The following is a 17808-nucleotide window of genomic DNA, read 5'->3' on the forward strand; positions in this document are numbered from 1 at the left end:
CTCTTCCGAATAGCTATTAAAAGTTTGTCCTTTCTTTGCCATAGAAAAAATCCCCTCCAAGTAGTATTCTTTCCTCCATGGTAACATGAAGGTTTTTTTGAATGTCTACTTAAAGGGGACATTAACAGGGGGCCAGTTTTAATTAATCTTCCTGCTCTTCAAGGAATGTGTTTAGCATTTCTTCAATTAGATCCCATTCCTCTTCTGTCTCGATTGGCTGCAGTTCGCCATCCTTGCTGTCTTCACTTGGGCTGAATGCTGATGCGTGAATTTCAATTTCTTCATCATCATTTTCATCTGCCCCCACTGGATAGTAAAGGACATATGACTTGCCGAATTCTTCCGAATCAAACGTGAACAATACTTCGCAAAGCTGCTCGTTGCCTTCCTCGTCAATTACAGTAATGTTGTTATCTCCATGGTTCATTTCTGTTCACCTCATTAAATTTGGCTATTTAAAAAGCCTTGTAAAATCATTACGGCTGCCATTTTATCAATGACTTTTTTCCGTTTCTTGCGGCTGACATCCGCTTCAAGCAAAACTCTTTCAGCTGCCATTGTTGATAGACGCTCGTCCCATAATACGACCGGAAGGCCAAATAGCTTCTCCAGCTCTGAAGCAAAGAACTGGCTGGCTTCACCGCGTGGACCAATGGTTCCATTCATATTTTTAGGCAAGCCGACAACAATCTTACTGACTTCATGCTCTTTTATTATTTCACCAATTCTTTCAAAACCAAACTCTTTTTCTTCCTCGTTGATTTTGATGGTTTCCAAGCCCTGCGCTGTCCATCCGAACGCATCGCTTAGAGCGACGCCGACTGTCTTAGAGCCGACATCCAGTCCCATAGTCCGCATGTTTACCCCTCACGCTGCTGTTTTAAGTATGATTTAACCAATTCTTCGATGATCTCATCCCGTTCAAGTTTACGGATGATATTGCGTGCATCCTTATGGCGGGGAATGTAAGCCGGATCCCCGGACAGCAGATAACCGACAATTTGATTTATAGGATTATACCCTTTTTCCTGGAGGGCGCCATAAACTTGAAACAGAACTTCATTCACATCCTGCTCGATTGGTTCTTCAGGAAAGTTAAACCTCATTGTTTTGTCAAATGAGCTCATATCTTACACCTCGCTTTTCTGCATGAAGGATAGGATAGCTTTTATGTTTGCCGGATTAAATCCGGATCATTACCAGCTTGTCCCCCTCTTCATAACTGTTTGGCCTGCCGCTTGAAAAATCAGAGCGATCAATAAATGATCTTGTTCCTGACAGGAAAACATGGTGAAGAACAAGCTGTTACTTCCTGATGATGAACAATCTCTCTTGGTTATCTCCATTTTACACTACTTTACAGGGATATCAAACGGATTTAACCCATTCTTCTACAAATTGCAGAGCACTTTCAAGTTTTTCCGGGTCTTTTCCGCCGGCCTGCGCCATGTCCGGACGGCCTCCGCCTCCGCCTCCGCATTTTGCAGCAACTTCTTTAACCGCTTTGCCCGCATGGAAGCCTTTTTTGATCAGATCATCTGTCACCCCGGCAATAATATTCACTTTTCCCTCGTTTACACTGCCTAATACAACAACTGCAGATCCGAGTTTTTGTTTTAAATCGTCAGCCATATTGCGCAGGTTATTCATGTCTGATGCCTGAACCTTTTCAGCAAGGACGGTAATGCCATTGACTTCTTTTGCCTTTGATACCAGGCTCCCTGCTTCAATATTGCCCAATTTCGCTGCTAAAGATTCGTTTTCACGCTGCAGCTGCTTCATTTCTCCAAGAAGCACATCAATTCTTGCGGACAAATCTTTTGGATTGGACTTTAATTTGCCTGAAGCCTCTTTTAATACAGTAATCTGGTCATTCATTAGCTTGTATGCAGATTCGCCAGTTACTGCTTCTATTCTGCGAGTTCCAGCACCAATTCCGCTTTCCGATTGGATCTTGAACAATCCGATGGAAGCAGTATTCGGAACATGGCATCCGCCGCAAAGCTCAAGACTGTAATCACCAACCTGAACAACCCGGACAATCTTTCCATATTTCTCACCAAATAGAGCCATAGCCCCCATTGCCTTTGCCTCTTCAATGTCCTTGTAGTTGATTTCAACTTCAAGGCTTTGCCAAATTTGTTCGTTGACAATCGCTTCAATTTTCTCAAGCTCTTCAGAAGTAATTTGCCCAAAATGAGAGAAGTCAAAACGCAGACGATCCGGGCCTACTAGAGAACCAGCCTGGTTAACATGGCCTCCCAGAACATCCTTTAAAGCTTGATGAAGCAAGTGAGTTGCTGTATGATTTTTGATTACTTTTGAACGGATTTGCTCATTTACCGTGGCCAGTACAGATACTTCTGCCTTCAACGTTCCTGTTTCAACGACAGCTCTATGAAGGTTTTGTCCATTCGGAGCTTTTTGAACATCCTTAATGGAAACCTGTAATCCTTCTGCTTCAAGAGTTCCCTGGTCAGCAATCTGTCCGCCGCTCTCTGCGTAAAATGGTGTTTCGTTCAGGATTAGCTGAATCTCCTCTCCAGCATGAGCTTCTTCAATTAATTGCCCATCCTTCACAATTGCAGCTATTCTGGCTTCTGTCTGAAGCTTTTCATATCCGACAAATTTGCTTTCGGTTTTCAGTTCTCCTAACACACCGCCCTGAATCTGCATGGAGTCTACATCCTGACGTGCTGAACGTGCACGCTCACGCTGTCCTTCCATTTCCTTTTCAAATCCGGCATGATCCACTTTCATACCTTCTTCTTCAGCATACTCCTCTGTTAACTCAACAGGGAATCCGTACGTATCATAAAGACGGAAAACGTCTTCACCCTGAATCGTATCGCTGCCTTTTTCCTTTTCTTTCTTGATAACAGATGAAAGAATGGCAAGACCTTCATGAAGTGTTTCATGGAAACGTTCTTCTTCATTTTTTATGACCTTTTGAATAAATTCTGTTTTACCTTTTACCTCCGGATAGAAGTCATGCATAATTTCTCCTACCACTGGCACCAATTCATACATAAATGGCTCGTTTATATTGATTTGTTTGGCATATCTGACAGCACGTCGAAGCAATCTTCTTAATACATAGCCCCGTCCTTCATTGGAAGGCAGCGCCCCGTCACCCACTGCAAATGCCACTGTGCGGATATGGTCGGCAATAACTTTAAATGCAACATCCGTTTCATTTGATACTCCATATTTCCGACCTGAAATTTCTTCTGTACCCCGGATAATCGGCATAAATAAGTCTGTATCAAAGTTAGTAGGAACATTTTGAACGACAGATGCCATCCGCTCAAGCCCCATCCCGGTATCAATATTTTTCTTAGGAAGCGGCGTATAAGTGCCATCAGGATTATGGTTGAATTCAGAAAACACAAGGTTCCAGACTTCTAAATAGCGATCGTTTTCACCGCCGGGATATAGCTCAGGATCTCCTGGGTCATTTCCATACTCAGGACCGCGGTCATAGAAGATTTCTGTATTTGGACCACTTGGGCCTTCTCCGATGTCCCAGAAGTTTCCTTCCAGGCGGATAATTCTCTCTTCAGGCACGCCCACTTTTTCCCGCCAGATGTTAAAAGCTTCATCATCTTCCGGGTGAATTGTAACAGAAAGCTTATCTTCTTCAAAACCGATCCATTTTTCATTAGTCAAGAACTCCCAAGCCCAGACGATTGCTTCTTCTTTAAAGTAATCACCAATTGAGAAGTTGCCCAGCATTTCAAAAAATGTATGGTGCCTTGCTGTTTTGCCGACATTTTCGATATCGTTGGTACGTATGGATTTTTGGGCATTTGTAATCCTCGGGTTCTCAGGGATGACACGGCCGTCAAAATATTTTTTTAGAGTGGCGACACCACTATTAATCCAGAGTAGGGAAGGATCTTCGTGCGGAACGAGGGATGCACTCGGTTCAACAGCGTGTCCTTTCTCCTTAAAAAAATCCAAGAACATTCGGCGTATTTCAGCACCTGATAATAGTTTCATTCTAACCAACCTCCTAAAATATGCAAAAATTTTTAAAAACAACAAAAAAAGCCCTCATCCCTGGACAGGGACGAGAGCATGCTCGCGGTACCACCCTGATTATGGAAGTTAAATGAATAATGCCGGTTCATAGGCAATCTCCCATCTCTCAGATCCTTAACGCGGAAATACGGCAGGGATTAGCTGCACTCAGGATTAGCTTTCTGTTATCCTTCATCTGGAAGTTCTTTCAGCCATGGAACTCCCTCTCTTTTATGAATGCAGCAATGCATTCACGCAGATGGCCTATAACATACTCATTCCGTCAAAATGTTTGATATATGACTTTATAGACGCATTATAGCGATTTATCTTTATTGTTGTCAACATCAGGGTGAGGTTCAGCTGATTTTTGGCTGTTTATTTTTTGAAAAGTGTTTTTTTGCATGCAGGATACTTACTTTAATGACAGCTAAAATCGGAACTGCAATGATCAGGCCCAAAATCCCTCCAGCTTCTCCACCCGCCAGCAGTGCAAGCATAATGAGAAGAGGGTGCATATGAAGACTTTTTCCAACAATCAGGGGTGATAGGATATTTCCCTCAAGGAACTGAAGGACCATAATAATCCCAATTGTTATTACGACCATTTTAACCGATAAAGCTGAAGCAATGATGACAGCCGGGACCGCTCCGATAAATGGACCAAAATAAGGAATAACATTGGTAATACCTATTATAGTGCCCAGCAAAAGAGGATAGTGTATATCAAAAAACCAGAACAGCAGAGAAGAAATGGCCCCAATGGCTGCACATACCAGAAGCTGGCCTCTGATATAGCTTCCGAGGGACTTATCTATATCTCTTAAGAATAGCACGCCTTCCTTCCTCCATTTTCTTGGCGTCAAATACCAGGCAGCTCTTTTCATAATCGAAAAATCTTTAAGAAGATAAAAGGAGATGAAGGGGATAACTGCAATAATCACAGTATAGTTCAATACATTAAGAAAAAATGTGATTACCTTCGATAAAAGATTATTCATCCGCTGCTCTACAGCTGCAATAACATCATCAATCTTGGTCTGCAGACCATCCGGCCATGTTGATGTTTTACTCTGAATCGTGTCAATCCACCCGCGGTACTGATTTGCAAAGTGAGGTGCATTTTCCGCCAGATCACGCAGTTGATGAATAAAGGCCGGGATTCCTTTATACAGGGTAAGGCCAATTCCCCCGAAGAACAAAAAATAGATAATAAAAACGGCAAGTCCCCTGTGAATGCCCGTTTCATGCAATTTCTCCACGATCGGGTGAAGAAGATATGTAATAAATGCCCCAATGACAAAAGGAATGAATACGGCAAATACGATTTCCAGAACGGGCATCCATAATGCCTGGAGCTTTAGGAAAACTAAAATAACAATAAACAAGAGAAGCAGAAATCCAAGCCTATAATACCATTTCATTTGAATATTCAATAAGCCCCCCTCCTTATATTTATTGTGATAGCTTCCATGGTAATTATGCACCTTACTCATTATGAATAGCATGAAATTGCAAAAAAAAGCTGGCCCTTTTTTAAGAACCAGCCTTGATCATTTAAAATAATGCTTTGGTTATTCTTTTCTGGATTCGTTTCATTTTTCGGCCTGATACCATATTATTCTTTTGGGCATAATTATAAGCAGCCATGCCTGCCCCAAGCATCATTGCAGAGGTTAATATTTTATTCAACCTAGCTCACCTCTTCCGTTAATTCTTACGAAAGAAACCGGCGCTCTTCTTCTTCAAATAAATCATCAAGGGAACTGAGCGTACCATCTTCCTCTACTTGATGGGTGTTAATGATCCCTTTGGACAAGGAAAGTTCAATAAAGCAACTCCAGCAATAATATTGGTTAATCCCGATCTTACCAATATCTTTACTCTGGCAATTTGGACATTTCAGCACGAAAAAGACACCTCACTATTTTACATTTACAATTATGGCGTCTTTTCCAATTGCAGGCGGGTCATCGGTTTTTATGACACGTTTTCCTTCCAGCACATCTGAAAAGAAGCCATCCGACAGTTCGTACCCTACAATCGTGCCCAATTCTTCCTTAAAATATACATCCTCAAGCAAACCAAGCCGTTCTCCTTCACGACTCATAATCATTTTGCCTGTTAACCGGTTATGGGTCTCGCATGTATAATCATCGTGTTTAGGAATTGCCTGCACAACAGAAGTATCTTTAATCATCACTCCATCCCAGCCGAAAGATGCTACGTCTTCAATATTGATGATATATGTTTTTTTCAAAAGAGCGCCCTTTCGCAGCAGTAAACCCTGTACTTTTCCAGTGCCTGAAATGGATAAATCGCAAATATCGCCTGCTTTATTTCCGGTTTTCAGTTCAAAAACCGGAAGACCTTTTAATAAAGAAAATGTCCGCAAAGAGAATCCCGCCTTCCCGAACATTTATAGTTTTCACTTTCTCGAAAAAAACATAAGGGAAAACCATTGCCATGGGAGCCAAAAAGTATTGTTAAGAACGAATTAGAAAGCCTGCATAAGCCTACTTTCTGCTATATCTTGGCTTATTAAAACGCTCGCTGCGCTCCCCGCCGTCTGACAACTCCTCTGAAAATTCATAGTCCTGCCGCGGCTGTCTGCGTCGTTTTATTCCATGGAGATTGAGAAGAGAAGTTCTGCTTTTCTTTTCCACATTTGTCTCTCCTTTTTGTATTTAGATTAAACCGCCAAATTGCATGCATACCTATTGCTTAGATAAACAAAAAGAACAGTCTTTTATTGTAGACTGCTCTTCTTAGCTATATTCTTTTTCCAAAAAATCATACGGTGTTATATTTCCCATTCCTATCATTGGATCGGCTTGAAGAAGCTTTTCTTCTAGAGAAAGTGTTTTCGTAAGAGAAGACTCAGCAATATCTTCAAGCTCTGTTTCATCATTAAACAGGATTGCATCTCTCAGCTTTTCAGAAAGAGTGGTCAGGCGGGCCTGCTCATCCGCACGTTCCACACCGATTTTCAATGCGTCTTCTTCGCCGCATAATATCAAAAATTGCCTGCTGCGGGTAATGGCAGTATAAAGGAGATTTCTTCTCAACATCCTGTAATAGCTTTTAACAACAGGCATAATGACGATCGGAAATTCACTACCCTGGGATTTGTGGACAGAGCAGCAGTAGGCATGAGTGATCTGGTTTAGATCCTGCCTTGTATATGTAGCTTCCGCACCATCAAAGGATACCACAATCATATCCTGTTTTTCCGTATTTTCCTTGGCATAAAAAATAGAAATAATTTCACCCATATCCCCGTTAAAAACATTGTTCTCCGGCTGGTTGACAAGCTGCAGAACCTTATCGCCAATTCTGTATATTACATCACCAAAGGATAGCTCTTTCCTCGATCCATCGGGATTTGGATTCAGTATTTCCTGCAGTATTTCGTTTAGTCTGTCGATGCCTGCAGGTCCGCGGTACATTGGGGCAAGCACCTGTATATCTTTTGAAGAATAACCTTTCTTTTTGGCGTTCAGGACAACTTTTTCAACAACATCAGCAATTTGGCTCGGATGGCATTTGATAAATGATCGGTCAGATTGCTGTGCAGAGATGTTCTCAGGAAGCTTGCCTTTTTTCATTTCATGTGCCAGTTCAATAATTGAAGACCCTTCAGCCTGCCTGTATATATCTGTTAAACGGACAGTTGGAATGCGTTCTGAACGCAAAAGGTCCTTCAAAACCTGGCCTGGACCCACTGAGGGCAGCTGGTCTTCATCCCCAACCAGGATCACCTGCATATTTTCAGGAAGTGCTTTAAAAAGCTGATTTGCCAGCCAAATATCAACCATCGATGTTTCATCTACGATTAAAATCCTGCCTTCTAATGGACTTTCCTCATGCCGGTCAAATCCTTCAGAACCATTCCAGCCAAGTAGGCGGTGTATTGTTACTGCAGGAAGCCCTGTTGATTCTGCCATCCGTTTTGCAGCTCTTCCTGTAGGGGCTGCCAGCAGGAAGGGAAAAGATTCTTCCTTTTTATAATCTTTCGGTTCTAGGGAGCAGCCATGCAGATCGGCATATAACTCAACAATCCCCTTGATAACGGTTGTTTTTCCTGTCCCCGGCCCGCCGGTCAATATTAGCATAGGAGACATAAGAGCTGTTTGAATGGCTTCCTTTTGAGTTGGAGCATAGTGGACACCCAGACGTTCCTCTAAATTCCCAAGGGCCAAAAGAAATTCCGACTCCGGGAACTGTTCATCATACTGGGTTTGATTTAGGATCCGCTTAATATTGGTTACTAGTCCCTTTTCGGAAAAATAAAGAGATGGAAGGAAAATTTTCTGACCTTCAGCCATGATCTTCCCTTCCTCTTCAAGCTTAATTAATTCATTGGAAATATCCTTGTATTCAATCAAATCACGCTTATTTTCTTCCAGCAGCTTCTTCACACTTTGCAAAAGAGGCTTTGCTTCAATATAAACATGGCCTGCCTGCATGCTCTCCGTTTCCAATATGTAGAGGCAGGCAGCTTTTACACGGTCAGGATGATTACCAGAGATTCCGATTTGATATCCCAGTTCGTCAGCACGGCCAAATCCTACCCCTTCTATATCCTCAACCAACTTATAAGGATTATTTTGAACGACTTCAATCGTCGTTTCTTTATAGACCTGGTAAATTCTCATGGAAAGCTGCGGGCCAAAGCCATATTGATTAAGTGCGATCATGGCTTGCTCAAGGCCCTGGTGTTCCATCAGCGTATCGTAAAGCAATTTAGCTTTTTCAGGTGATAACTTGGGAACACTATCGAGCAGGGACGGCTGATTTAGAATCCGAGTAATCGCATCTTCTCCAAGTGTCTCCACGATTTGCTCGGCTGTTTTTTTGCCAATCCCTTTAAATAATTCACTTGATAAATAATTGGCTACGCCTTGTTTCGTCTGGGGAAGATCTTTCCTGTAATGGCTTGCATGGAATTGGATGCCGAACTTAGGGTGGTCTTTGAATTCACCATAAAAAATATAAGTTTCGTGCTCATGCATCTTTGGAAGATAGCCGGTAATGACTGCTTCTTTTTCATCATACGAGTCATTCGTTTCATCAACCCTAATGCGCACAACCGTATATAAGTTTTGCTCATTATGAAAGATAGTGACCAGATGCCTGCCCTTTATGAACTTCCCCTGTTCGGCAAAAAGATCCATGGAATCCTGTTTTTCCATTTCCATTCCCTCCCCTAAAAAACAACTTTAATTCAATTCGCTGCCGCCCTTTTCAATCAGCTTTTTTCCGTAGCCCGCAAGCATATGGTCCGGCTGAATTTCCAGTGCCTTATTGAAGTAAGCAAGTGCTTCATTATCATCTTCCTTAAATCCATATGCTACTCCAAGATTATAGTAAGCATCTGCATGCTCTGGCTCAATTTCGATGCACTTTTTCATCTGCCCGATCGCTTCATCAATGTATTCCTGCTGTGCCAGGCATAATCCATATTGGAAATGAGCTTCGGCGTCATTTTCATTCAGCTCAGCACTTCGCTGCAAATAAGGCAAAGCCAGTCTTCCCTGGTCAAGGGCTATTAGGGACATGCCAAGCATGAAAAAGTTATCTGCAGTTTCCAGCCCTTTTTGCAATGCTGTTTCAAACATCTTTTTAGCTTCGTCAAACTGCTGCAATTCATAATGTAGGTTTCCGGCACTATAGTAAGCAGCACCTGCATTTTCATCTAGCCCAATCGCTTTCTCGTAGAACTTCAGTGCTTTTTCGTTTTCACCTACAGCTGATAGCACATTTCCAAAATTAATATATGAAACAGGATCTGAAGGATTCTCTTCAATTGCTTCCATAAAAACCTTCGCTGCTTCCTCCCATTTTCCTTCTTGCATATATTGAATACCTAATTGGTTTTTATCCATTATTCATCACTCCATTCAAATCAAAGTATAGCATATTTAAATTCCCTATTTCCGCTGTACTCCATTCCCGCAATAAAACCCCGATCCTTTGATACGGAATCGGGGTCCATCTTTTCTTAGCCGACATAATCCAGCTTCTCGCCATCCTTGAATATTTCATCAATTGTTCCGCCGCCAAGACACTCGTCTTCATTATAAAAGACAACTGCCTGTCCAGGGGTAACAGCCCTGATTGGCTCTGCAAAAATAACTTTGACCCTGCCATCTCCAAGAGCTTGAACCTTAACCCTGCTATCAGCCTGACGATATCTGAACTTAGCCGTACATTCAAATTCCTGCGGGTGTTCTGTATTAGTCACCCAGCTGGTATTAACAGCAATAATGGAGTCAGAATAGAGCAGTTCATTGTGGAAGCCTTGTCCAACATACAAGACATTTCTCTTTAGGTCTTTACCGATTGCAAACCAGGGTTCACCTGCTCCGCCAATGCCCAGTCCATGCCGCTGTCCAATGGTATAGTACATAAGGCCATCATGCATGCCAACAACTTTCCCGTCCATAGTCTCCATGTTTCCAGGCTGTGCCGGAAGGTAATTCCCAAGAAACTCCTTGAAATTGCGCTCTCCAATAAAGCAGATTCCCGTACTGTCTTTCTTTGCAGCAGTTGCCAAACCGGCTTCTTTTGCAAGTTCACGAACTTTTGATTTTTCAATGTCGCCAATTGGGAACATCACTTTCTCAAGCTGCTCCTGTGTCAACTGGTTCAGGAAATATGTTTGGTCCTTGTTATCATCAAGACCTCTCAGCATTTTGTATTCGCCATCCCTGAATTCCACACGAGCATAGTGTCCTGTCGCCAGATAATCCGCGCCGAGGTTCACTGCATGTTCAAGGAATGCCTTAAATTTAATTTCTTTATTGCACATAACATCAGGATTGGGCGTCCGCCCTGCCTTGTATTCTTCAAGGAAGTAAGTAAATACTTTATCCCAATATTGCTTTTCAAAGTTGACTGCGTAATATGGGATGCCGATTTGGTTGCATACCCGGATGACATCATTGTAGTCCTCTGTAGCCGTACAAACACCATTGTCGTCTGTATCATCCCAGTTTTTCATGAAGATGCCGATTACATCGTAACCCTGTTCCTTTAAAAGCAGGGCCGCCACAGAAGAATCAACGCCACCGGACATACCAACCACTACCCGGGTATCCTTCGGATCTTTATTCATCTATTTCACCTCAAATCTTCAGAACCACGCTTAGACATGCATGTTTCCATTATCATAATCTATTTAGCCAGCCGTTTCACGATTTTGGCTGTTTGTTCTGCAGCTTGTTCAACTTGTTCTTTTGTATTAAAAAGGCCGAAGCTGAATCGGATGGAATTTTGCAGTTTATCTGATCCTTTTCCAAACATGCTGACAAGAACATGTGATGGATCGATGGAGCCTGCAGTACAGGCCGATCCGCTTGATGCTGCTATTCCAGCCAAATCAAGGTTAACCAGCATGGCTTCAACATTTGTTCCGGGAAAGCTTAAGTTTAAAACATGGGGAAGGGAATAATCAAGCAATCCGTTCAGTTCAAAAACAGCATCTTCCTGTTTCAGTTTATCCATGAACAACATCTTAAAAGAATGCAGTTCTTCCCGCTTAGCTTCCATCTCCTTCTGAGTGATCCGGACAGCCTCCTGAAAGCCCGCAATAGAAGGAACATTTTCCGTTCCTGCCCGGCGTTTCCTTTCCTGTTCGCCGCCAAATAGCCGTGAAGAAAGTTTCACATCAGGATGGGCATATAAAAAACCGATTCCTTTAGGGCCATTTATTTTATGGGCGGAAACGGAAAGCAAATCCACTCTCAGTTCCTGCACATCAATTTTTTCAAGCCCATATGCCTGAACAGCATCAGTATGGAATTTCGCAGGATGCTCTGCCAATAAGCCGCCTATTTCCTTAATCGGCTGAAGAGCCCCTATTTCATTATTTCCGTACATGATCGTTACGAGTATGGTATCCTCGCGTAAAGCATCTTCTACGTCCTTTACCGAAACACGCCCATTTAGATCAACAGGCAAATAGGTTACCTCAAACCCCTGTCTTTCAAGCTCTTCACATGCATGCAAAACCGCATGATGTTCAATTTGAGTTGTGATAATGTGTTTGCCCCTATGGCGGCAGGATTCAGCCGTTCCAAAAATCGCATGATTATCGGCTTCTGTTCCGCCGCCTGTAAAAATAATATCATTGGCTTTTGCACCAATACTGTTTGCTATAGCAGACCTTGCTTCATCGACAATATGGCGTGCACTCCTCCCAAAATAATGGATGCTTGAGGGATTTCCATATTCAGATTTCATGACTTCAGTCATCCGTTCAATCACTTCCGGATGCATCGGCGAAGTCGCTGCATGGTCTAGGTATATTCTTTCCAAATTAGTTCACCTACTTCATTTCATCCTGCTTCTTGTATCACAAAATTATTCTCTGATTAATTCCTAAATATAAAACATATAAGCATCCGATTCTCCTGTATCTGTATGGCTGGCAAGATCTTCAAGCGTTGTATTATCAAGCACATCTTTCACTGCATCGCGAATTCGCATCCACAGTTCTCTCTTTGCAGGCTCCTCATCTTCAATTCCTTCCACTGGACTGATCGGTCCTTCCAGAACTCTGATGATATCCCCGGCAGTAATCTTTGCCGGCTCACTGCCTAAAATATATCCGCCGTATGCACCGCGGATGCTTTTAACAAGCCCGGCATTCCGAAGCGGAGCAATAAGCTGCTCCAGATAGTGCTCAGACAAGTCATTGGTCTGGGCAATCGATTTTAATGAAGTGGGACCTTCCCCATGCTTTTTAGCTAATTCAATCATTATAGTTAAACCATAACGGCCTTTAGTAGATATTTTCATCAGCTTACACCTCTATCCTTTTCTCTAAGCATTTGATTCTCAAAACTATCCTTATATCTAAGCTTTGCCAAAAATCGATCAGTTAAAGCCTGGCACTGAGGCAAAGCAGCCCCGACAATTGGTCCCACTGCCAAACTGAGCAGAATGGTTCCCCAGAAGACAGGGCCGCCAAGCTGCCATCCAGCAGTCAGAACAGCAACTTCCATTAAAGCTCTGACGTTTCTGACTTTCCAGCCTGTTTTAGCTGTTAATGCAATCATCAGGCTATCCCTCGGCCCTGCGCCAAGCTGAGCAGAAATATACAGACCCATTCCATAGCAATAAACAACTATCCCGAAACTAAACATCGCCACTTTCCCAGCCATTCCATTAGGAGTCTGCATAAATGTCAAAAGCAAATAGGCGTCAATAAAAAGTCCAATCAGGACCATGTTCAAAAAGGCACCGACTTGAGGGAGTTCCTTTGAAATAAGTGCTGCAGCAGCTAAAATGAATACTCCAGCAATAATTGACCAGCTGCCTATGGTCAGGCCAAGCTGATAGTAAAGACCCACATGCAGAACATCCCAGGGTGTTGCCCCTAAATCGGCTGTAATTAACAGCACAATCCCCAGGCTCATGACAAGGAGCCCTACTAGATAAACCAAGAACCTGGGACCGATTTGTCCTTTATTTTTCAGTAACATGTGCAAAACGCTCCCCGCAGTCCTGTATAAATATATAAAGTTTAAATCCTTAGTAAAGTTATAGACTTTTGACATTATAGCATATTTTAGGAGGAAAAGGGCGGGCCAGGATTGAACAGGACAATGCGGATCGTGGGTTAAATGATTTCACAGCAGGAAATGTTATGGTATCTTAAATAAAAGCGAAAGCTTTGCTGAAAATTGATAGGCAGACTGCAGGCTGCCAGGGAAAAGGCTGGAGTGATTACTTTGAATATTAAACCTCTTGCATTCCGGATGAGGCCGAGAACGATTGATGAAATCATCGGCCAGGAGCATCTTGTATCAGAAGGAAAAATTATTTATCGCATGGTGCAGGCTAAACAGCTCTCTTCGATGATTCTGTACGGGCCTCCAGGTATAGGCAAGACATCGATTGCAAGCGCTATTGCAGGAAGCACAAAATATGCTTTCCGCACACTAAATGCTGTGTCCAATAATAAAAAAGACATGGAAGTGGTAGCAGCAGAGGCAAAAATGTCAGGAAAAGTCATTCTGCTTCTGGATGAAGTCCATAGGCTTGATAAAGGCAAACAGGACTTTCTGCTTCCCTATCTGGAAAACGGCAGCATCACTCTAATTGGCGCCACAACCAGCAACCCTTATCATGCAATAAACCCCGCCATCAGAAGCCGGTGTCAAATTTTCGAATTAAAGCCGCTGTCTGCAGATGAAATAAAAAAAGCTCTGGCAAGAGCATTGCGTGATAAAGACCGTGGCCTTGGCAATAAACAAACCGAAGTTACCGATGAAGCACTGACACATCTGGCCACTGCGTCAAACGGAGATGTCAGAAGCTCGCTTAACGCTTTAGAGCTTGCTGTGCTTTCTACAAAAGAGGATGAAGAGGGCCTCATTAAAATCGATTTATCTGTTGCCGAGGAATGCATTCAGCGCAAAAGCTTTACACATGATAAAGATGGAGATGCCCATTACGATGTATTATCAGGATTTCAAAAGTCTATCCGCGGAAGCGACGTAAATGCTGCGCTGCACTATTTGGGAAGATTAATTGAAGCAGGCGACCTGCAAAGCATAAGCAGGAGACTTTTGGTTATCGCCTATGAAGATATTGGACTGGCATCACCGCAAGCGGGCCCCAGGACTCTCGCAGCCATCGAAACTGCGGAAAGAATTGGATTCCCTGAAGCCAGAATACCTCTTGCAAATGCTGTCATAGAGCTTTGTTTATCCCCAAAATCCAATTCTGCCTACAAAGCTTTAGATTCTGCCATTGCAGATATTCGCGCAGGCAAAAGTGGTGAAGTCCCTGATCATTTGAAGGACGCGCACTATAAAGGAGCAAAAGAGCTGGGAAGAGGGATAGGCTATTTGTACCCTCACGACTATGAAACCGGTTGGGTCAAACAGCAGTACCTGCCTGACAGAATAAAAAACAAAGTTTACTATGAGCCTAAGAAAACAGGTAAATTTGAACAGGCATTAGCATCCATTTATGAAAAACTCCTTAAATAGCAAAAGATCCGGCAGCTTTGCCGGACCTTTTGCTATTTTTACCACTAAGCAGAAACATCCCTTTTATTAAATACATAAAACGCAAGTGCCTGAAAGAGCAGGAAGTATACTGCTATCATTATAATCGAAAATCCAAGCGTCATTCCCTGCACCATTGGCACTCCTTCAAAGTATTGAAGAAGATCTGTATTTGCAAAAAGGCTGTACTTTGCCCAATCATACTTCATAGCAATCAGCCTTGTGACCTGTCCTCCCATAAACATCAGAAACAGTGAAAGCCCGATTGCCAAAGAGCTATTCCTAAAAACAGCTGAAATCATAAAAGCCATGGTTGCAAGCATCAGCATATTTATGGATTTAAGACCATAATACGCTATCAGATGAAATCCCATGCTTTGCTCTTCCACTGTCCCATTGTAGTAATATAAATAAGGAACTGCTTTTTCAGGGAATCCAAAGAGGAGACCGCCCAGAAGTGCTGAATATCCGAAGAGGACGGCCAGCAGCATCAGACCGAACAAAATCACGGTAATATACTTTGCTCCAAGGATTTTCACTCTTTTGAGTGGCCTAATCAAAAGGAGTTTGATGGTTCCCCAGCTAAACTCACTTGCCACAATTCCCCCGGCAATGATGATAGTAAACAGGCCGGCAAATTCAATCAGCTGTGAGGTATCAGATACAAATCCCCAGACAGAGTATTCCTCATTCGGTGAAATATCATGCAGAATTCGGTATTCATTAAGGGCAATCTCCCTCTGATACTGTTCCTTCATATCTCTGGGAACTGTTTCTCCCATCTCTTCAAGCTGTTTTTTATAACTTTCGTTTTGAGTCTGCAGCCCTCTTTTCCATTCCGCATTATCCGGGACTGTCCCCCCGCTTTCCTGATACTTTATAAACGCGCCGGCAACAGTCGTCATAATTAAAAGAAGTCCGATCATAACGTATGTACCAGGCCGCCTGAAAACCTTCATCCATTCATTTTGAATCAGTCCGGTCATGTTCGGCACCTCCTTTGTATTCAGTAACTTCCAGGAAGCGGTCTTCCAGTGTTTTGGTTACTTCACGGACGGCAAATATCTTAATATCTGCCTGGACAAAATCCTTAATCATCTCAGGTATGCTGTCACGTACGAGTGGAAGAAGCATCCTGTTTTCGGTGATTTGAACCGGCAATTCAGGATATTTATTCTTTAACAATCTCTGGGCTTTAGCAGGATCATCCACTTCTGCTTCGTACACTTTTTCTTTCCCTTGTACAAAGTCACTGATATGCTGAACATCAATCAATTTCCCGTTTTGAATGATGCCGATTCTGTCACACATCATTTCCATTTCAGACAGTAAATGGCTGGATACAATGACAGCCATTCCTCTTTCTCTGGCAAGCATTCTCAAATGATCCCGAATCTCCCTGATGCCTGCAGGATCAAGCCCATTCGTAGGTTCATCCAGAATGAGGATTTGGGGATCATGCAAAAGACATTGTGCAAGACCGAGCCGCTGCCTCATGCCAAGCGAGTACGTTCTGACTTTATCATGGATCCTATCGACAAGTCCTACCAGCTCAACTGTTTCATCAATCTTTTCTTTCGTTACACCTTTTGACATTCGTGCATAATGGATTAGGTTTTGGTAACCCGTCAAAAATTTATACATCTCCGGATTTTCTACAATGGCCCCAATTTGGGAAACAGCTTTTTCAAAGTCTGTACTAATACTGCTGCCGAGAACTTTAATATCCCCGGAAGTAATACTGATTAAGCCCACGAGCATTCGAATAGTAGTGGTCTTGCCAGCACCATTAGGACCAAGAAAACCGAATACCTCTCCCTTTTTCACCTCAAAGCTGACCGAATCAATAATAGTTCTTCCGTTTATCACTTTTGTAACATCCTGTATTTCTACAAGAGTATCCATAGTGGAATCCTCCTTTCATCCTTTAAAGGCCTTACAGACGACTTTAAAGGAGGGATTAATTATTTGCCTACACTATTTTACCCTTCCGTAACTGAGAATGGAATATTTTCATCTATTAGGGTGACGATAAGCCTAACAACCGTATTTCTCGAGGTGGTAAGGAAATGAAGAAACGGAAAGACGTTTGGAAGCCGGAAGAGGATAAATTACTCAAAGAAACAGTACTTGAATACACATCAAATGGGGATTCAAAAGCATCAGCCTTTAAGAAGGCAAGCACTGAACTCGGCCGCACAGTTTCAGCATGCCGATACCGATGGAACGCTGTCATATCCAAGAAAACAGATAAAGAAACTAATGAAAATTCAAGCCGTAATTCAGAAATCCAAATTTATGAAACCCCTGGCGCTGTTCCCCCTGAAAATTTAGCTCAGGTCATACAATTCTTAAGAAATTTTGCAAAAACAAAGTCTAGATCTGTGCATTTGATGGAAAACAAACGTCTGCACGAAGAGCAAAAGGACTTAAAACTTCAAAATAAGCAATTAATTAGAAAGCTGCAGGAAAAAGAAGTGGAATATGCTAATCAATTTTTGCAATATGAGGAAATGGCAAGAATCCTCAAAGAAGCAGACCAGCTTCTTAAGCAGGATAGCGTTGAAGAGAAAAAGGCTGTTCATTAATTAGGGTGATTCTAAGCATTAAGATGCGAAAAAGACCAGCCTCCCGTGGTCAAGCCCCCATATAGTGGAGATATTAAAAAACCGGAGCTGTTTCCTTTTGGAAATGGCTCCCTTTCGGTTTTATTTTAGTTATTTCATTCTTTTTATTTACTTGACATGGAGCCTCGTCACGC

General features: G+C 42.5%; 19 protein-coding genes. 2 read left to right on the plus strand and 17 right to left on the minus strand.

Going from position 1 to position 17808, the window contains the following annotated elements; translation table 11 throughout:
• Nucleotides 1-142: 142 nt before the first annotated feature.
• The 15 genes from M3205_RS22880 to M3205_RS22950 all read right to left on the minus strand — a co-directional run bounded on the left by M3205_RS22880 (nucleotide 143) and on the right by M3205_RS22950 (nucleotide 13514).
• Nucleotides 143-427 carry a DUF1292 domain-containing protein gene (locus M3205_RS22880; protein ID WP_095245923.1) on the minus strand — a complete coding sequence of 95 codons (285 nt, stop codon included), beginning with the start codon at nucleotides 425-427 and terminating at the stop codon, nucleotides 143-145.
• A 14-nt stretch (nucleotides 428-441) separates the two neighbouring features.
• Nucleotides 442-858 (minus strand): Holliday junction resolvase RuvX, encoded by a 417-nt coding sequence (gene ruvX / locus M3205_RS22885; protein WP_048010335.1) that lies wholly within the window; start codon nucleotides 856-858, stop codon nucleotides 442-444.
• A gap of 2 nt (nucleotides 859-860) precedes the next feature.
• Nucleotides 861-1127 carry an IreB family regulatory phosphoprotein gene (locus M3205_RS22890; protein ID WP_009333061.1) on the minus strand — a complete coding sequence of 89 codons (267 nt, stop codon included), beginning with the start codon at nucleotides 1125-1127 and terminating at the stop codon, nucleotides 861-863.
• Nucleotides 1128-1368: 241 nt separating this feature from the next.
• Nucleotides 1369-4002, minus strand: coding sequence for an alanine--tRNA ligase (gene alaS, locus M3205_RS22895; RefSeq protein ID WP_251172001.1), 2634 nt, complete (start codon nucleotides 4000-4002; stop codon nucleotides 1369-1371).
• Between the two features lie 380 nt (nucleotides 4003-4382).
• Nucleotides 4383-5459 (minus strand): AI-2E family transporter, encoded by a 1077-nt coding sequence (locus tag M3205_RS22900; RefSeq protein ID WP_251172002.1) that lies wholly within the window; start codon nucleotides 5457-5459, stop codon nucleotides 4383-4385.
• Nucleotides 5460-5580: 121 nt separating this feature from the next.
• The gene (locus M3205_RS22905) at nucleotides 5581-5715 is read right to left on the minus strand and encodes a YrzQ family protein (RefSeq protein WP_159863274.1); all 135 of its coding nucleotides are present in this window, start codon (nucleotides 5713-5715) and stop codon (nucleotides 5581-5583) included.
• A 25-nt stretch (nucleotides 5716-5740) separates the two neighbouring features.
• Nucleotides 5741-5932, minus strand: coding sequence for a hypothetical protein (locus M3205_RS22910; RefSeq protein ID WP_095245926.1), 192 nt, complete (start codon nucleotides 5930-5932; stop codon nucleotides 5741-5743).
• A 15-nt stretch (nucleotides 5933-5947) separates the two neighbouring features.
• A complete protein-coding gene (locus tag M3205_RS22915; RefSeq protein ID WP_251172003.1) occupies nucleotides 5948-6418 on the minus strand; it encodes a PRC-barrel domain-containing protein in 471 nt (156 codons plus the stop codon).
• A 121-nt stretch (nucleotides 6419-6539) separates the two neighbouring features.
• Nucleotides 6540-6689 (minus strand): hypothetical protein, encoded by a 150-nt coding sequence (locus M3205_RS22920; protein ID WP_251172004.1) that lies wholly within the window; start codon nucleotides 6687-6689, stop codon nucleotides 6540-6542.
• A 102-nt stretch (nucleotides 6690-6791) separates the two neighbouring features.
• Nucleotides 6792-9218 (minus strand): SF1B family DNA helicase RecD2, encoded by a 2427-nt coding sequence (gene recD2, locus M3205_RS22925; protein WP_251172005.1) that lies wholly within the window; start codon nucleotides 9216-9218, stop codon nucleotides 6792-6794.
• Nucleotides 9219-9245: 27 nt separating this feature from the next.
• Nucleotides 9246-9911, minus strand: a complete 666-nt coding sequence (locus tag M3205_RS22930) for a tetratricopeptide repeat protein (protein ID WP_251172006.1) — start codon at nucleotides 9909-9911, stop codon at nucleotides 9246-9248.
• Between the two features lie 116 nt (nucleotides 9912-10027).
• On the minus strand, nucleotides 10028-11143 hold the full coding sequence (mnmA, locus tag M3205_RS22935; RefSeq protein WP_251172007.1) for a tRNA 2-thiouridine(34) synthase MnmA: 1116 nt from the start codon (nucleotides 11141-11143) through the stop codon (nucleotides 10028-10030).
• Nucleotides 11144-11202: 59 nt separating this feature from the next.
• Nucleotides 11203-12345 (minus strand): cysteine desulfurase family protein, encoded by a 1143-nt coding sequence (locus tag M3205_RS22940; RefSeq protein ID WP_251172008.1) that lies wholly within the window; start codon nucleotides 12343-12345, stop codon nucleotides 11203-11205.
• A gap of 63 nt (nucleotides 12346-12408) precedes the next feature.
• Nucleotides 12409-12828 carry a cysteine metabolism transcriptional regulator CymR gene (cymR, locus tag M3205_RS22945; RefSeq protein ID WP_251172009.1) on the minus strand — a complete coding sequence of 140 codons (420 nt, stop codon included), beginning with the start codon at nucleotides 12826-12828 and terminating at the stop codon, nucleotides 12409-12411.
• On the minus strand, nucleotides 12828-13514 hold the full coding sequence (locus tag M3205_RS22950) for a YczE/YyaS/YitT family protein (protein WP_251172010.1): 687 nt from the start codon (nucleotides 13512-13514) through the stop codon (nucleotides 12828-12830). The genes cymR and M3205_RS22950 overlap by 1 nt, the downstream gene beginning before the upstream one ends.
• A 249-nt stretch (nucleotides 13515-13763) precedes the next feature.
• Here M3205_RS22950 and M3205_RS22955 point away from each other — a divergent pair, with 249 nt between their 5' ends.
• Nucleotides 13764-15029 (plus strand): replication-associated recombination protein A, encoded by a 1266-nt coding sequence (locus M3205_RS22955; RefSeq protein ID WP_251172014.1) that lies wholly within the window; start codon nucleotides 13764-13766, stop codon nucleotides 15027-15029.
• 44 nt (nucleotides 15030-15073) lie between these two features.
• Here M3205_RS22955 and M3205_RS22960 read toward each other — a convergent pair whose 3' ends face one another.
• Nucleotides 15074-16033 carry an ABC transporter permease gene (locus M3205_RS22960; protein WP_251172011.1) on the minus strand — a complete coding sequence of 320 codons (960 nt, stop codon included), beginning with the start codon at nucleotides 16031-16033 and terminating at the stop codon, nucleotides 15074-15076.
• Nucleotides 16011-16952: an ABC transporter ATP-binding protein gene (locus tag M3205_RS22965; protein ID WP_251172012.1), complete on the minus strand. Its 942-nt coding sequence runs from the start codon at nucleotides 16950-16952 to the stop codon at nucleotides 16011-16013. The genes M3205_RS22960 and M3205_RS22965 overlap by 23 nt, the downstream gene beginning before the upstream one ends.
• A gap of 164 nt (nucleotides 16953-17116) precedes the next feature.
• Here M3205_RS22965 and M3205_RS22970 point away from each other — a divergent pair, with 164 nt between their 5' ends.
• Complete coding sequence (locus tag M3205_RS22970) at nucleotides 17117-17635, plus strand: hypothetical protein (RefSeq protein ID WP_251172013.1); 519 nt, start codon at nucleotides 17117-17119, stop codon at nucleotides 17633-17635.
• Nucleotides 17636-17808 lie beyond the last annotated feature (173 nt).

The organism is Cytobacillus firmus (assembly GCF_023715565.1).
Classification (GTDB): Bacteria; Bacillota; Bacilli; order Bacillales; family Cytobacillaceae; genus Cytobacillus; species Cytobacillus firmus_C.

Bases quoted from the DNA above. Each gene is read 5' to 3' on its own strand.
- M3205_RS22880 (WP_095245923.1), bottom strand. From the start codon at position 427: ATGAACCATGGAGATAACAACATTACTGTAATTGACGAGGAAGGCAAC.
- ruvX (WP_048010335.1), bottom strand. From the start codon at position 858: ATGCGGACTATGGGACTGGATGTCGGCTCTAAGACAGTCGGCGTCGCT.
- M3205_RS22890 (WP_009333061.1), bottom strand. From the start codon at position 1,127: ATGAGCTCATTTGACAAAACAATGAGGTTTAACTTTCCTGAAGAACCA.
- alaS (WP_251172001.1), bottom strand. From the start codon at position 4,002: ATGAAACTATTATCAGGTGCTGAAATACGCCGAATGTTCTTGGATTTT.
- recD2 (WP_251172005.1), bottom strand. From the start codon at position 9,218: ATGGAAAAACAGGATTCCATGGATCTTTTTGCCGAACAGGGGAAGTTC.
- M3205_RS22930 (WP_251172006.1), bottom strand. From the start codon at position 9,911: ATGGATAAAAACCAATTAGGTATTCAATATATGCAAGAAGGAAAATGG.
- mnmA (WP_251172007.1), bottom strand. From the start codon at position 11,143: ATGAATAAAGATCCGAAGGATACCCGGGTAGTGGTTGGTATGTCCGGT.
- cymR (WP_251172009.1), bottom strand. From the start codon at position 12,828: ATGAAAATATCTACTAAAGGCCGTTATGGTTTAACTATAATGATTGAA.
- M3205_RS22950 (WP_251172010.1), bottom strand. From the start codon at position 13,514: ATGTTACTGAAAAATAAAGGACAAATCGGTCCCAGGTTCTTGGTTTAT.
- M3205_RS22960 (WP_251172011.1), bottom strand. From the start codon at position 16,033: ATGACCGGACTGATTCAAAATGAATGGATGAAGGTTTTCAGGCGGCCT.
- M3205_RS22965 (WP_251172012.1), bottom strand. From the start codon at position 16,952: ATGGATACTCTTGTAGAAATACAGGATGTTACAAAAGTGATAAACGGA.
- M3205_RS22970 (WP_251172013.1), top strand. From the start codon at position 17,117: ATGAAGAAACGGAAAGACGTTTGGAAGCCGGAAGAGGATAAATTACTC.